This window comes from Micromonospora sp. (assembly GCF_048594385.1).
Taxonomy (GTDB): domain Bacteria; phylum Actinomycetota; class Actinomycetes; order Mycobacteriales; family Micromonosporaceae; genus Micromonospora; species Micromonospora wenchangensis.
Genome location: NZ_JBMDWU010000069.1, coordinates 1 through 13,191 on the forward strand (window position 1 = coordinate 1; position 13,191 = coordinate 13,191).

Annotated in this window: 11 protein-coding genes; 7 read left to right on the forward strand and 4 right to left on the reverse strand. The window is 74.4% G+C overall.

Annotation, left to right across the window (positions count from 1 at the left end; all coding sequences use genetic code 11):
• The coding region (locus ACOJTC_RS03290) for a PAS domain-containing protein (protein WP_420115679.1) at nt 1-579 on the reverse strand (579 nt) is incomplete at its 3' end.
• Between the two features lie 361 nt (nt 580-940).
• Here ACOJTC_RS03290 and ACOJTC_RS03295 point away from each other — a divergent pair.
• On the forward strand, nt 941-1,957 hold the full coding sequence (locus ACOJTC_RS03295; protein ID WP_204924271.1) for a LacI family DNA-binding transcriptional regulator: 1,017 nt from the start codon (nt 941-943) through the stop codon (nt 1,955-1,957).
• Between the two features lie 57 nt (nt 1,958-2,014).
• Here ACOJTC_RS03295 and ACOJTC_RS03300 read toward each other — a convergent pair whose 3' ends face one another.
• On the reverse strand, nt 2,015-2,665 hold the full coding sequence (locus ACOJTC_RS03300; RefSeq protein WP_420115687.1) for a formylglycine-generating enzyme family protein: 651 nt from the start codon (nt 2,663-2,665) through the stop codon (nt 2,015-2,017).
• 59 nt (nt 2,666-2,724) lie between these two features.
• Complete coding sequence (locus ACOJTC_RS03305) at nt 2,725-4,383, reverse strand: FAD-binding dehydrogenase (RefSeq protein WP_420115680.1); 1,659 nt, start codon at nt 4,381-4,383, stop codon at nt 2,725-2,727.
• Nucleotides 4,384-4,479: 96 nt separating this feature from the next.
• On the opposite strand from ACOJTC_RS03305, the gene ACOJTC_RS03310 reads away from it, so the two are divergent.
• The 4 genes from ACOJTC_RS03310 (at nt 4,480) to ACOJTC_RS03325 (ending at nt 10,398) form a co-directional block, all read left to right on the forward strand.
• Entirely contained in the window at nt 4,480-5,724 is a 1,245-nt protein-coding gene (locus ACOJTC_RS03310) for a PucR family transcriptional regulator (protein WP_420115681.1), read from the forward strand.
• 32 nt (nt 5,725-5,756) lie between these two features.
• On the forward strand, nt 5,757-7,394 hold the full coding sequence (locus tag ACOJTC_RS03315; protein WP_420115682.1) for a copper resistance protein CopC: 1,638 nt from the start codon (nt 5,757-5,759) through the stop codon (nt 7,392-7,394).
• Nucleotides 7,395-7,497: 103 nt separating this feature from the next.
• A complete protein-coding gene (gene kynU / locus ACOJTC_RS03320) occupies nt 7,498-8,751 on the forward strand; it encodes a kynureninase (protein WP_420115683.1) in 1,254 nt (417 codons plus the stop codon).
• Nucleotides 8,752-8,832: 81 nt separating this feature from the next.
• Nucleotides 8,833-10,398, forward strand: coding sequence for a Na+/H+ antiporter (locus ACOJTC_RS03325; RefSeq protein ID WP_420115684.1), 1,566 nt, complete (start codon nt 8,833-8,835; stop codon nt 10,396-10,398).
• A gap of 69 nt (nt 10,399-10,467) precedes the next feature.
• Here the strand turns inward: ACOJTC_RS03325 and ACOJTC_RS03330 are convergent, their stop codons facing one another.
• Nucleotides 10,468-10,974 carry a hypothetical protein gene (locus ACOJTC_RS03330; protein WP_420115685.1) on the reverse strand — a complete coding sequence of 169 codons (507 nt, stop codon included), beginning with the start codon at nt 10,972-10,974 and terminating at the stop codon, nt 10,468-10,470.
• A gap of 119 nt (nt 10,975-11,093) precedes the next feature.
• On the opposite strand from ACOJTC_RS03330, the gene ACOJTC_RS03335 reads away from it, so the two are divergent.
• Nucleotides 11,094-11,261 (forward strand): hypothetical protein, encoded by a 168-nt coding sequence (locus tag ACOJTC_RS03335; protein WP_204924666.1) that lies wholly within the window; start codon nt 11,094-11,096, stop codon nt 11,259-11,261.
• A gap of 142 nt (nt 11,262-11,403) precedes the next feature.
• The gene (locus ACOJTC_RS03340) at nt 11,404-13,119 is read left to right on the forward strand and encodes a pectinesterase family protein (protein ID WP_420115686.1); all 1,716 of its coding nucleotides are present in this window, start codon (nt 11,404-11,406) and stop codon (nt 13,117-13,119) included.
• The last annotated feature ends 72 nt before the right edge of the window (nt 13,120-13,191 follow it).

Sequence of the window (13,191 nt, forward strand, 5' to 3'; positions counted from 1 at the left end):
CGAGAGGACCTCGAGGGCGCTCGAGCACGCATCCTCCTCCGAGCGGGCCTGGGACGTGCGCTCGGACACCTCGCGCAGCTGGCGCTCGCGCCGCTCGGCGAGCACGCGGTAGGTGGTCTCGGTGACGGCGGTGAAGATGCCCTCCACGCGGCCGTCCTCGCCGCGCACCGGGCTGTAGGAGTAGTAGAAGTAGCACTCCTCGGTGTAGCCGAAGCGGTGCAGGGGCAGGAGTTGATCCTCCGACCAGGTCGCCTCGCCGGTCTCCACCACGCCGCGCAGCATCGGCCCGATGATGTGCCAGATCTCGCCCCACACCTGGTCGCCGGGCTTGCCGAGGGCCGGGTGTTTGCTGCCGAGCAGCGGGCCGTAGGCGTCGTTGTAGAGGAAGCGCAGCTCCGGGCCCCACCAGACGATCATGGGGAACCGGGAGGTCAGGCAGATCCGGGTGGCGGTGCGCAGGCTCGCCGGCCAGTCGGCGACCGCGCCCAGGGAGGTGGCGGGCCAGTCGAAGGCGCGCATCCGGGCCGCCATCTCGCTGGCGCCGGTGAACACGGAACGCCCCGCCTCAGCCTCGGCCATCGCCGCCCCGCCCTCCCGCACGTCTCGCGCAGGGACGACCGCGTGTCCGCGGCTCGTCGCCGGTCACCGGCAGAGTCTCCTGCCACTGCGGCACAGCATGCCGTATGCGCCGCCGCAGCAGAAATCGGGCGGGGCGCACGGGCTCGTCGTTTCCCGGCCCGACACACCGCACCAGACAAGTCGGTTTCGGGAAAGTTTCGGTTGCCGACGGCCCACGGTCACCCGGGCCGGCACCAGGGCCGGTGCTCCCCGACCGGCCGGTGTCGGGGGGCCGCATCGCCGCAACGACCAGGGCGTCACCCGACCTCCGAAACTTTCGGGCTATGCTGCCGACGGGCGCACGACTGTGGAGGAGATGGGCATGGCGGAGGACCGGGCGACGCTGTCGGAGATCGCGACCGCCGCGGGGGTGTCCGTGCCCACCGTCTCGAAGGTGCTCAACGGTCGACCCGACGTCGCCCCGGCGACCCGACGCCGGATCCAGGACCTGCTCGACCGGCGGTCGTACACCGCCCGCAGGGCGCCCGCGATGCCCGGTGCCGCCGGCCTCATCGACCTGGTCTTCCGGGATCTCGGCAGTCCCTGGGCGATGCAGATCCTCGACGGTGTCGAGGATCTGGCCTACCGGGCGGGCGTCGGGGTGGTCGTCTCCGCCGTGCACGGCCGCAGCCGCAGCCGCCCCGACCGGCGGTGGATCGAACAGCTCTCCAAGCGCCGCTGCGACGGGGTGCTGCTCGTGCTCTCCGACCTGTCCCCCAGTCAGCAGGGCCAGCTCGAAGAACTGGGCATCCCGGTGGTCATCATCGACCCGGCCGGCCAGCCCGGCGCGGGCATCCCGTCGGTGGGGGCGACGAACTGGTCCGGTGGGGTGGCCGCCGCCGAACACCTGCTCGACCTGGGTCACCACCGGATCGCGGTGATCGGCGGCCCGCCGACGGTGCCGTGCAGCCGCGCCCGGGTCGACGGGTACCGGGCCGCGATGAACGCGGCCAACCGCAAGATCCCCGCCGGGTACGTCCGGCACGGCGACTTCACCTCCCCGTCGGGCTACCGGGAGATGAACGCCCTGCTGGACCTCGCCCAGCCCCCCACCGCCGTGTTCGCCTGCGCCGACGAGATGGCGTTGGGCGCCTACGAGGCGCTCTACGAGCGCGGCGCCCGGGTCCCCGACGACATCAGCATCGTCGGCTTCGACGACCTCGACTCGGCCCGCTGGGCGGCCCCGCCGCTGACCACCGTGCGTCAGCCGCTGGCCGAGATGGCCGGCATGGCGACCCGGATGCTGCTCTCCCTGGTGGCCGGGGAGGGCCTGGACAGCCACCGGATCGAGCTGGCCACCCCGCTGATCGTGCGGCACAGCACCCGCCGGCTGGCCTGACCGGGCGGGTTCCGGTCTGCGCAGGCGTCACGGACCGTCCGGGCACCGGTCACGGGGTCAGCGCGGCAGGGAACGGGCCAGCCGGAAACCGACGTCGTCGATGCGCAACGTCGGGTGGCTGCGGCGGCGTACCGAGGCGCGGCAGCTCCAGTGCTCGTCGAACCAGCCGCCCCCGCGCAGCACCCGGTAGCCGCCGTACACCTCGGCGTCGTAGACGTCCCAGCACCACTCCCAGACGTTGCCGAGCAGGTCGTACAGGCCCCACGGGTTGGCGGTGCGCTCGGCCACCGGGTGCGGTCGTTCGCCGGAGTTGCCCCGGTACCAGGCGATCTCGTCGAGCGGGCCGTAGCGCGGACCGGTGGTGCCGGCCCGGCAGGCGTACTCCCACTCGGCCTCGGTCGGGAGCCGGTAGCCGTCGGCGCGCGGGTCCCAGTCGGCACCCTCACCGTCGTCGTGCAGCCGGTACGCCGGGGTGAGCCCCTCCTGCCGGGACAGGGCGTCGCAGAAGCGCACCGCGTCGACCCAGGACACCCCCTCGACGGGCAGCCGGTCGCCCCGGGTGGTGCTCGGCCGCTCCCCGGTCACCCGGGCGTACCACCCCTGGGTGACCGGTACGACGCCGAGCCGGTACGCCGCCACCCCGACCGACCAGCGCCGCTCGGTACGCCTGTCGGACAGGCTCACCTGTCCCGCCGCCACGGTCACCATCGCGGTCAGCGCGTCGTCGTCCACGGCAGCCGAGCCTAGCGAGGACCCGCCCGGGTCGGTCAGCCGACGGCCGCCGCCGCCGCGCGACCGGCGGTACGGCCGGAGAACAGGCAGCCGCCGAGGAAGGTGCCCTCCAGGGCGCTGTAGCCGTGCATGCCCCCGCCGCCGAAGCCGGCGACCTCGCCGGCGGCGTACACCCCGGCCAGCGGTTCGCCGTCGGGACGCAGCACCCGGGCGGACAGGTCGGTGTGCAGGCCGCCGAGGCTCTTGCGGGTCAGCACGTGCAGTTGCACCGCGATCAGCGGGCCGGCCGCCGGGTCGAGCAGCCGGTGCGGGGTGGCGACCCGGATCAGCCGGTCACCCCGGTAGCGGCGGGCCCCCCTGATCGCGGCGAGCTGGGCGTCCTTGCCGAACGGGTGGGCGATCTCCCGGTCCCGCGCCTCGACCAGCGCGGTCAGCGCGGCGGTGTCGAGCTGCGGGCCGTCGGTCTCGGCGGCCAGCTTGTTCATCCCGGCCACCAGCTCGGGCAGGGTGTCGGCGACGACGAAGTCGGCCCCGTGCCGCTTGAACGCCTCGACCGGGCCGGGCGCCCCCGGCCGGACGCGTTGCAGCACCTGCCGGACGCTGCGGTTGGTGAGGTCGGGGTTCTGCTCGGAGCCCGACAGCGCGAACTCCTTCTCGATGATCTTCTGGGTGAGCAGGAACCAGCTGTAGTCGTGGCCGGTGGCGCGCAGGTGCCGCAGGGTGGCCAGGGTGTCGAAGCCGGGGAACAGTGGTGCCGGCAGCCGGGCCCCGGTGGCGTCGAGCCAGAGCGAGGACGGGCCGGGCAGGATGCGGATGCCGTGCTGGGGCCAGATCGGGTCCCAGTTGCGCAGCACCTCGGTGTAGTGCCACATCCGGTCCGGGTTGATCACCTGTCCGCCGGCGGTCTCGGTGATGGCGAGCATCCGGCCGTCGACGTGGGCGGGGACGCCGGTGACCATCCGGGTGGGCGGGGTGCCGAGCCGGGCCGGCCAGGCCCGCCGGACGAGGTCGTGGTTGCCGCCGATGCCGCCCGCGGTGATGATCACGGCCTGGGCGTCGTGCTGGAAGTCGCCGACGACATCCCGGGAGCTGCTGCAACCCCGGGGCGCGTCGTCGGGGGCGAGGAGCGCGCCGCGTACCCCGGTGACGGCTCCCGCGGTGGTGACGAGTTCGTCGACCCGGTGCCGGAACAGCAGCGTCACCCGGCCCTGCGCGACGGCCTGCCGGACCCGCCCGGCGAACGGCTCGACCACACCGGGGCCGGTGCCCCAGGTGACGTGGAACCGGGGCACCGAGTTGCCGTGCCCGTGGGCCGCTCCCCCGCCCCGCTCGGCCCAGCTCACCACCGGGAAGACCCGGTGACCCATCGACCGCAGCCAGGCCCGCTTCTCCCCGGCGGCGAAGTGCACGTACGCCTGCGCCCACTGACGCGGCCAGTGGTCCTCGGGCCGGTCGAAGGCGGCGCTGCCGGTCCAGTCCTGCCAGGCCAGCTCGACCGAGTCGCGGATGCCCATCCGCCGCTGCTCGGGCGAGTCGACGCAGACCAGCCCGCCGAACGACCAGCCCGCCTGCCCGCCGAGGTTGTGCTCCGACTCCTGGTCCAGCAGCAGCACCCGACGGCCCGCGTCGGCGGCCTCGGCGGCGGCGACCAGACCGGCCAGGCCTGCGCCGATCACGATGACATCCGTCTCCATGCGCCGACCCTACGTAGCGCGGTGCCAAAATGATCCGTGCCGGGGCGCAGTATTCACCAGCGGAATTGTCACCCGAATGACAAAGGATGGCCGATCGTGTCCGACGCCCTGCTCGACATCGAGCCCGGTCTCGCCGGTCTCGCGCCGTCGGTCGGCGACCACCTGCGGGGGCTGCGCGGACCGCTGCACGAGCGGATCCTCGCCACCGTCCGGGCCGCGATGGCCGCCCAGGGCCGGTCGTTGACCGGTGGGCAGGGGCAGGGCCTCGCCCTGGGCGTGCAGACCGCCGTCGACACCTTCGTCGACGCGGTCGCCGACCCGGCCCGGGAGCTGACCGGAACCCGGGAGGTGTTCCACGCCCTGGGGCGCACCGAGTACCGCGAGGGGCACCGGGTGGACGCGCTGCGGACCGTGCTCACCCTCGGGGCCCGCGACATCTGGGCCTTCCTGGTGGAACACGCCACCGCTCCGGCCGGGCCCGGCGGGCCCGGCGCCACGCCGGCCGGCCCGGCCCCGGCCGACCTGTACGTGATCGCCGGGGCGTTGTTCGGCTACGTCGACGCGCTGGCCGGGGCCGCCGCCGAGGGGTTCCTCGCCGAGCAGCGGGACACCGCCCAGGACTGGGCCACCACCCGACGCCGACTGGTCACCCTCCTCGTGCAGCCCGACCCGCCGACCGGGGCGGTGCTGCACGCCGCCGCCGACGCGGCCCGCTGGCCGTTGCCGGCGACCGTTGCCGTGTTCAGCGTCGAGGGCACCGACGCCGAACACGTGGCCCGGGGCATCGGCGCGGGCGCGCTGGCCGCCGTCGTCGGCGACGCCATCCGGGTGGTGCTGCCCGATCCCGGTACGCCGGGACGGTTCGACCGCGCCCGGCAGGCGCTGGTCGGACGACGGGCCGCGCTCGGGCCGACGGTGCAGCGGCAGCAGGCGCGGCTGTCGTACCGGCTGTCCCGCCGGGCGCTGACCCTGCACCAGCAGGGTGCGCTCGGCCCGGACCCGGTGGTGTCCTGCGACGACCACCTGCTCACCCTGCTCACCGCGTGGGAGCCGGGCCTGGCCGGGCACCTCGCCGGCACGGTGCTGGCCCCGCTGGCCGGGCTGCGGCCCACCACCCGCCGGGCCCTGGCCGAGACCCTGCACGGCTGGCTGCGCCGGCAGGGGCAGGTGGTCGCCGTCGCCGAGGACCTGCACACCCACCCGCAGACCGTCCGCTACCGGATGCGGCAGCTACGCGGCCTGTTCGGCCCGGCCCTCGACGACCCGGACGCCCGCCTCCTGCTGACCCTCGCCCTGCACCAGCGCCCGACCGGTGAGCCGGATCGTTCCGGCGACGGTTGAACCATGTGATCACGAAATACGAACCACTGTGCGTGCGTACCACCCGTTCCGCCGTGCTGCTGGGGTTACTCCTCGCGCTGCTGTCCGTACCGCTGACCCCGGCGACCCCGGCCGCCGCCCACGCCGCGCTGGTCGCCACCAGCCCGGTCCGCGACGCCGTGATCGGCTCCCCGCCCGGGGAGGTGGTGCTGGTCTTCAGCGAGTCGGTCTCCCCGGTCATCGGCCGGGTGCAGGTGCTCGGCCCGGACGGGCGGCGGGTCACCGCCGGGGAGCCGGTCGCGGACGGGGCCACCCTGCGCATCCCGGTCCGGGTGCCGGACCGGCCGCTCGGCACCTACCTGGTCAGCTACCGGGTCATCTCGGCCGACAGCCACCCGGTCGCCGGCAGCTTCGCCTACTCGGCCGGTGCGCCGTCGGCGACGCCCCCGGAGCCGGTGAGCGTCGACGAGCGCCCCTCGGGCGGGTGGACCCCCGCCGCCCGGTACACCGGCTACCTGGGCCTGGTCCTGGCGATCGGCCCCACCCTGTTCGGCGCGGTGCGCTGGCCGCGCCGTCGCCGCCGTCGCGCGGTGACCGCCACCGGGTACGTCGGTCTCGCCCTGGTGGTCGTGGGCACCGCCGGGACGTGGGTGGCGCAGGCCGCGGACATGGTCGGGGTGCCGGTCGGCGACCTGTCGCGTGGTGACCTGACGGCGGTGGCCGACAGCGACATCGGGCCGTTGCTGGGGGCCCGGCTGGCGCTGGCCGCGATCGCCGCCGGGCTGCTGGCGGCGGTGGCCGCAGGGCGGGCCGGGCGGGGCAGGCGGGTGGCGCTGGCGCTGGTGGGCCTGGCCGGGCTGGTGACCTGGCCGCTGGCCGGGCACCCGGTGGCCTCGCCCCTGCCGCCGGTGAGCATCCTCGCCGACGTGGTGCACCTGGCCGGGATGAGCGTGTGGCTGGGCGGGCTGTTCACCCTGGCGGTGTTCCTGCTGCCCGGCACCCACCGGCGGGTCCTGGGCCGGATCCTGCCGGCCTGGTCGCGGTGGGCGACCGTCGCGGTGGGGTGGCTGGTCGCCTCCGGCGTCGGGCAGGCCGCGATCGAACTCGGCCGGCCCGGCGCGCTGGTCGGCACCGCGTATGGTCGACTGCTCTGCGCCAAGGCGGCGCTGCTCGCCGCCGTGCTCGGCGTCGCGGCCTGGCAGCGGCGGGCGGTGCGCGCCGGCCGGGCCGCCGACCGGCCGGGCCGGGTCGCGTGGGCCGCCGGGGTGGAACTCGCCGCCACGGCGGTGGTGCTGGCGCTGACCGCCGTGCTGGTGCAGACCCCGCCCGGCCGGACCGCCGACACGCAGGCCGCCCGCGCCACCCGCGAGGGCGTCGCGCAGACCCTCACCAGCGGCACCTACACCCTCCAGTTCGACATCTACCCGGTCCGGGTGGGGGTGCCGAACTCGCTGCACGCGTACGTCTACACCCCGCAGGGGCAGCCGTTGCCGGTGGCCCAGTGGACGGTCAGCCTCGCCCTGCCGGCGGCCGGGATCGAACCGATGACCGTGCCGGTGGACACCCCGGAACCGCACCACGGCAGCGCCGAGATCAGCCTGCCGGCGCGCGGGGACTGGACGATCCGGTTCACCGTCCGCACCAGCGACATCGACCAGGCCACCGTCACCGCCACCGTCCCGGTCGGCTGACCGGCGGGGGTACGGGGTGGCCGGGCCACCGTCCCTTACGGTTCGCCGGGCCGATCGGCTAGCCTGCATCGGCCCGGGTGTCCCCGGGCGGAGGGAGGACACCATGACCACACCGACATCCCGGCACGTCGCGCAGGAGCGGGACGCCGCCGATCCGCTCGCCGGCCTGCGGGACCGGTTCGTGGTCGACGACCTGCTCTACCTCGACGGCACCTCGCTGGGCCGGCTGCCGGCCGCCACCGGCGACCACCTGGCCGGCCTGGTCCGTGGAGGGTGGGGCACCGAACTGGTCCGGAGCTGGCCGACCTGGATCGAGTGGCCGCGCCGCATCGGGGACCGGATCGCCGCCCACGCGCTGGGCGCCCGCGACGGCGAGGTGATCGTCTCCGACTCCACCTCGGTCAACCTCTACAAGCTGGCCGCCGCCGCCCTCGACGCCCGGCCCGACCGACGGACGATCCTGGCCGACGCCGAGGAGTTCCCCACCGACCGGTACCTGTTGGAGGGGCTGGCCGCCCAGCGCGGGCACACCCTGCGGCTGCTCCCCTCCGACCTCGACGAGGGGCTGGACCCGGACACCCTGGTGGCGGCGCTGACCGAGGACGTGGCGCTGGTGGTGCTGTCGGCGGTGTCGTACCGCTGCGGGGCCCTGCTGGACGTCGCGGCGGTGACCGAGGCGGCCCGCCGGGTCGGCGCGCTGGTGCTGTGGGACCTGTCGCACGCGGTCGGCTCGGTGCCGCTGGACCTGACCGCCGCCGGGGCCGACCTCGCGGTCGGCTGCACCTACAAGTATCTCAACGGCGGTCCCGGAGCGCCGGCCTTCCTCTATGTGCGGCGGGAGCTGCAGGAGTCACTGCGGCAGCCGATCTGGGGCTGGTTCGGCCAGCGGGACCAGTTCCGGATGGGTGCCGGCTACGATCCCGCGCCCGGCCCGGAGCGGTTCCTGGTGGGCACCCCGCCGGTACTCGGGATGGCCGCTCTCGACCCGGCCCTGGACGTGCTGGCCGACGCCGGGATGGACCAGGTGCGGCAGAAGTCGCTGCGGCTCGGCGAGCTGATCATCGAACTGGCCGACGCCTGGCTCGTCCCGCACGGCTTCCGGCTCGCCTCGCCCCGCGACCCCGACCGGCGCGGCGGGCACGTGTCGCTGCACCACCCGGAGGCGTTGCGGATCTCCCGCGCCCTGGTCGACGCCGGGGTCGTCGGCGACTACCGGGTGCCGGACCGGCTGCGGCTCGGCCCGGCGGCGCTCTACACCCGTCACGTCGACGTGTGGGACGCGATGGACCGGCTGCGGGACATCGCCGAACGGCGGGCCTGGACCGGGGTGCCGGCGGAGCCGTCCCGGGTCACCTGAGCCGGACCCGGGCAGTTCCCGGATTCTCCCCGCCCCGCCGCCGACTTCGTACCAGCATGTCGGGTGGAGGCGGGGGGTGGCGTGGACGTCCTGGTCCTGATCGTGGTGCTGGCCGCCACCGTGCTGGTCGGCACCACCATCGGCGGTCGGTACCGGGTCGCCCCGCCGGTGCTGCTGATCACCATGGGTGGCCTGCTGGCGCTGCTGCCGCCGCTGTCGGACGTGGTGCTCGAACCCGAGGTGGTGCTGCTGCTCTTCCTGCCGGCCGTGCTCTACCGGGAGAGCCTGGTGATCAGCCTGCGGGAGATCCGGTCGAACCTGCTGGTGATCGCCTCGCTGGCGGTGGCGCTGGTGGTGGTGACCATGGTGGCGGTGGCGCTGGTCGCCAAGGGGTTGGGGATGAGCCCACAGGCGGCCTGGGTGCTGGGCGCGGTGCTCGCCCCGACCGACGCGGCGGCGGTGGCCGGCCTGGCGAAGCGGATGCCCCGCCGCATCCTGACCACGCTGCGGGCGGAGAGCCTCGTCAACGACGGCACCGCGCTGGTGCTGTTCTCGGTGACGGTCGGGTTGATCGTCGGTGGCACCGCGCCGGGGGTGTTCGGTTTCCTGGGGCGGTTCTTCGGCTCGGCCGCCGGAGGTGTCGCCGCCGGTCTGGTCGTCGGCCTGGTCGTGGTGCTGATCCGCCGCCGGTTGGACGACCCGCTGCGCGAGGGCGCGCTGAGCGTACTCACCCCGTTCGCCGCGTTCCTGCTGGCCGAGGTGGTGCACTCCAGCGGGGTGCTCGCCGTCGTGGTCGCCGGACTGCTGCTGTCGTACGCCAGCCCGAGGATCATCCGGGCCCGGTCCCGGGTGTTGGCGTACGCCTTCTGGGACCTGTCCACCTTCCTGATCAACGGGGCGCTGTTCGTGCTGCTGGGGATGCAGATCCCCCGGGCGGTGAACCACGTGACCAGCACCTCGCTGGTGCGGTCGGTGGCGATCGCCGCCTCGGTCACCCTGATGGTGGTGGTGGTCCGGCTGGTGTGGTTGCAGCTGTTCTCCTACGGCCTGCCGGTGGTGGGCCGGGGCGCCACGGTGAGCCGGCGGGTCCGGGTGGCGGCCGGCTGGGCGGGGTTCCGGGGGGCGGTGTCGCTGGCCGCCGCCCTCGCGGTGCCGGTCACCACGGTCACGACGCACACGCCGGTGCCGGAACGGGATCTGATCATCTTCTGCACCGCCGTGGCGATCGTGTCGATCATGCTGGTGCAGGGCACCACCCTGCCGGCGGTGGCCCGCTGGGCCGGGCTGCGCGGGGACGAGGCACGCGGGGACGAGGTCCGGCACGCCCGCCGCCGGGCCACCGAGGTGGCGTTGGCGGCGCTGCCGGGCGTCGCCTCCGACCTCGAGGTCGACGGCACGGCGGTGGACCGGTTGCGTGCCGACTACCAGCGTTACCTGGACCTGGTGACGGAGTCCGGTGGGGGGCCGGAGGCCGACCGGGCCCAGGAGTCGGACACGCGGCTGCGGCTGGGGGTGCTGGAGCACAAGCGCCGCGAGGTGACCCGGCTGCGCGACAACAACGAGATCGACGACAGCGTGCTGCGCGAGGTGCAGGCGGCGCTGGACATCGAGGAGATCCGCCTGCTCGGCCCGCAGACCGAAGACTGAGCCGGTGTGCCGCCGACGGTCCCGGTCGGCGAAGGGCGTGCCCGGCGAGATCACCCTGCGGGCGGGGTGTCAGCCGGGCGGCGGCGGGCACTCGAGAACGGCGATCGAGTTTCCGGTGAACAGTCCCAGGTGTGGATGGCCGGAGAAGATCCGGACCGCCTCGTCGTGAGAGTCCGCCTCCACGATGGTGTAACCCGTCATACCGTCGGTGAAGTCCTCGACCCCCTGCGCCGTGACCAGCTTCTTCGCGAACAACGGAGCGCCCGGGTCGACGAGAGCCCTCTCGTTGGCCTGCGCCCACGATGCCCAGGCGTGGAGGAACTCGGTCTGCTGCTGTTCGCTGAGTGCGGCCTTGCCGGCCTCGTCGGCCGCGCCGTTGAAGAGCGCAAGGAACCTGCCCATCCCCGCATCGTAGCGGCGGCCGGCCAGGCGTACCTGCCGCGCCTCGCGGACCCCGGGGACGCGGGCGGAGCGTTCAGCGGCTACGAACACGGACATGTCACCGGGACGACCAGCGTCGTTGAGCAGCACGTAGCCGGCGAACTTCCCAGCTCTCGACCGCAACTGTCCGATCACTGAATGCTGATCGGGTGTGGCTCGTAGGACAACCGTCCTTCCGGCCAGGAGCCGCACCCGCGTCCGGCGCGCCGGTCTTGCTGCCCGAGCATCGTCGCGCCCCGTCGAAGGAGGACCGGGTGGACAGTGTGCAGGGCGAGCCGGCACCGAGTCGGGGCGAGCAGATCCAGGCCGCGGAACACGAGGCGGCGAAGCAGCGACTCCTCGCGCAGGCCGAGGCCGAACGGATACCGGCCGAGGAGACGACCCGGGCGCTGCCGGACCGACGGTGGCGTCACGGGCAGTAGCCGACCGTCGCGGGCGGGGTGCGTCCGTTCCCGGCGGCGGCATCGATTGACAGTCGTGCACGGGCGGGGTTACGGTGCGCCCAGGAAAGCGCTTTCACGCACCGTTGCCCACCTCCACCCCGTCCCCGGAGGTTCATCCGCCATGCGCAGAAGCCGCCGCCTGCCCGCCCTCGCCGTCGCCGTCGCGGCACTCACCACCACGCTGCTCGCCCTCACCCAGCTCGGCGGCGCACAGGTCGCCCACGCCGCCACCCTGTTCAGCGACGACTTCGCCGACGGCGACCTCGCCGGCTGGTCGAGGTCCGGTGGTTCCTGGTCGGTGGCCGCCGACGACAGCCCGGCGTTGCAGCAGGCCAGGGCCGACACCGGCGACGCCCGGCTGTTCGCCGGCAGCGCCTCCTGGGCCGACCAGGCCGTCCAGGCCCGAGTGAAGCCGCTGACCCTGCCCGGCAACGGCATGGTCGCGCTGCTGGCCCGGGCCAGCGGCGCGACCAGCTACTACCGGCTCGCCCTGCACGCCGGCGACCAGGTGCGGCTGGAGGCGGTACGCAGTGGCCGGGTCACCCCGTTGGGCACGGTGTCCCACCCGGTGACGGTCGGCGACTGGCACACGCTGCGGATCGAGGTCGCCGGGACGGTGGTACGCGGCTGGGTGGACGGCGTCCCCGTCGGGGCGGGCACCGCGACGCTGACCGCGACCGGCCGGATCGGGGTGCAGACCGGCAACGCCACCGCCCGCTTCGACGACGTGCTGGTGACCCGGGGTGAACCCGCGCCGACCAGCGCACCGCCGAGCCCCACCGCCACCCCGACCGGCGCGACGCCGACCCCCACCGCCACCCCGTCGGACACCCCGCCGCCCACCGACCCGACGCCCACGCCCACCGGGCCGGCGCAGCGGTCCTCGGTGGTCGCCCCCGACGGCAGCGGGGACTTCACCAGCGTGCAGGCGGCCGTGGACGCCGTGCCGGTGGGCAACGCGAGCCGGTACACGATCACCATCAGGCCGGGCACCTACCGGGAGACGGTGGCGGTGCCGGCCGGTAAGCCGTACGTGTCGTTCGTCGGGTCGACCGGGGACCCCCGGGACGTGGTGATCGTCTACGACAACGCCTCGGGCACCCCGAAGCCGGGCGGTGGCACGTACGGCACGTCGGGCAGCGCCTCGGTGACCATCGACGGTAACGACTTCACCGCCCGGCACCTGACCTTCGCCAACGACTTCGACGAGGCGGCGCACGACTACAGCGCCGAGCAGGCGGTGGCCGTGCTGACCCGGGCCGACCGGCTGGTCTTCGACGACGTACGGTTCCTGGGCAACCAGGACACGCTCTACCACAACAGCGCCTCCGCCGACGCTGTCGGCCGGGCGTACTTCCGGGACTGCTACGTCGAGGGCGACGTCGACTTCATCTTCGGCCGGGGCACCGGGGTCTTCGACGGCTGCGAGATCCGTTCGCTGGACCGGGGCTCGACCAGCAACAACGGCTACGTCACCGCCGCCTCAACGATGATCGGCAACCCGTACGGCCTGCTGTTCACCGGCTGCACCCTGACCACCGACGCGGCGGCGGCGCAGAGCGTGCACCTCGGTCGGCCGTGGCACCCAAGCGGGGACGTCAACGCGATCGGTCAGGTGGTGTTCCGCGACAGCGTGCTCGGCGCGCACGTGAAGGACTCCCCCTGGACCGACATGTCCGGCTTCTCGTGGCGCGACGCCCGGTTCGCCGAATACCGCAACAGCGGTCCCGGGTCGACGGTCACCGCCGACCGGCCACAGTTGACCGACGCGCAGGCCCCGGACTTCACCCCGCAGCGCTACCTGGCCGGCGTCGACGGCTGGAATCCGATCCCCTGAGCACCCGCGCCGCCGCCCGGCCCCAACCCCCCCGGGGCCGGCGCGGGGCGGCCCCCCCGGCCGCCGGGGCGT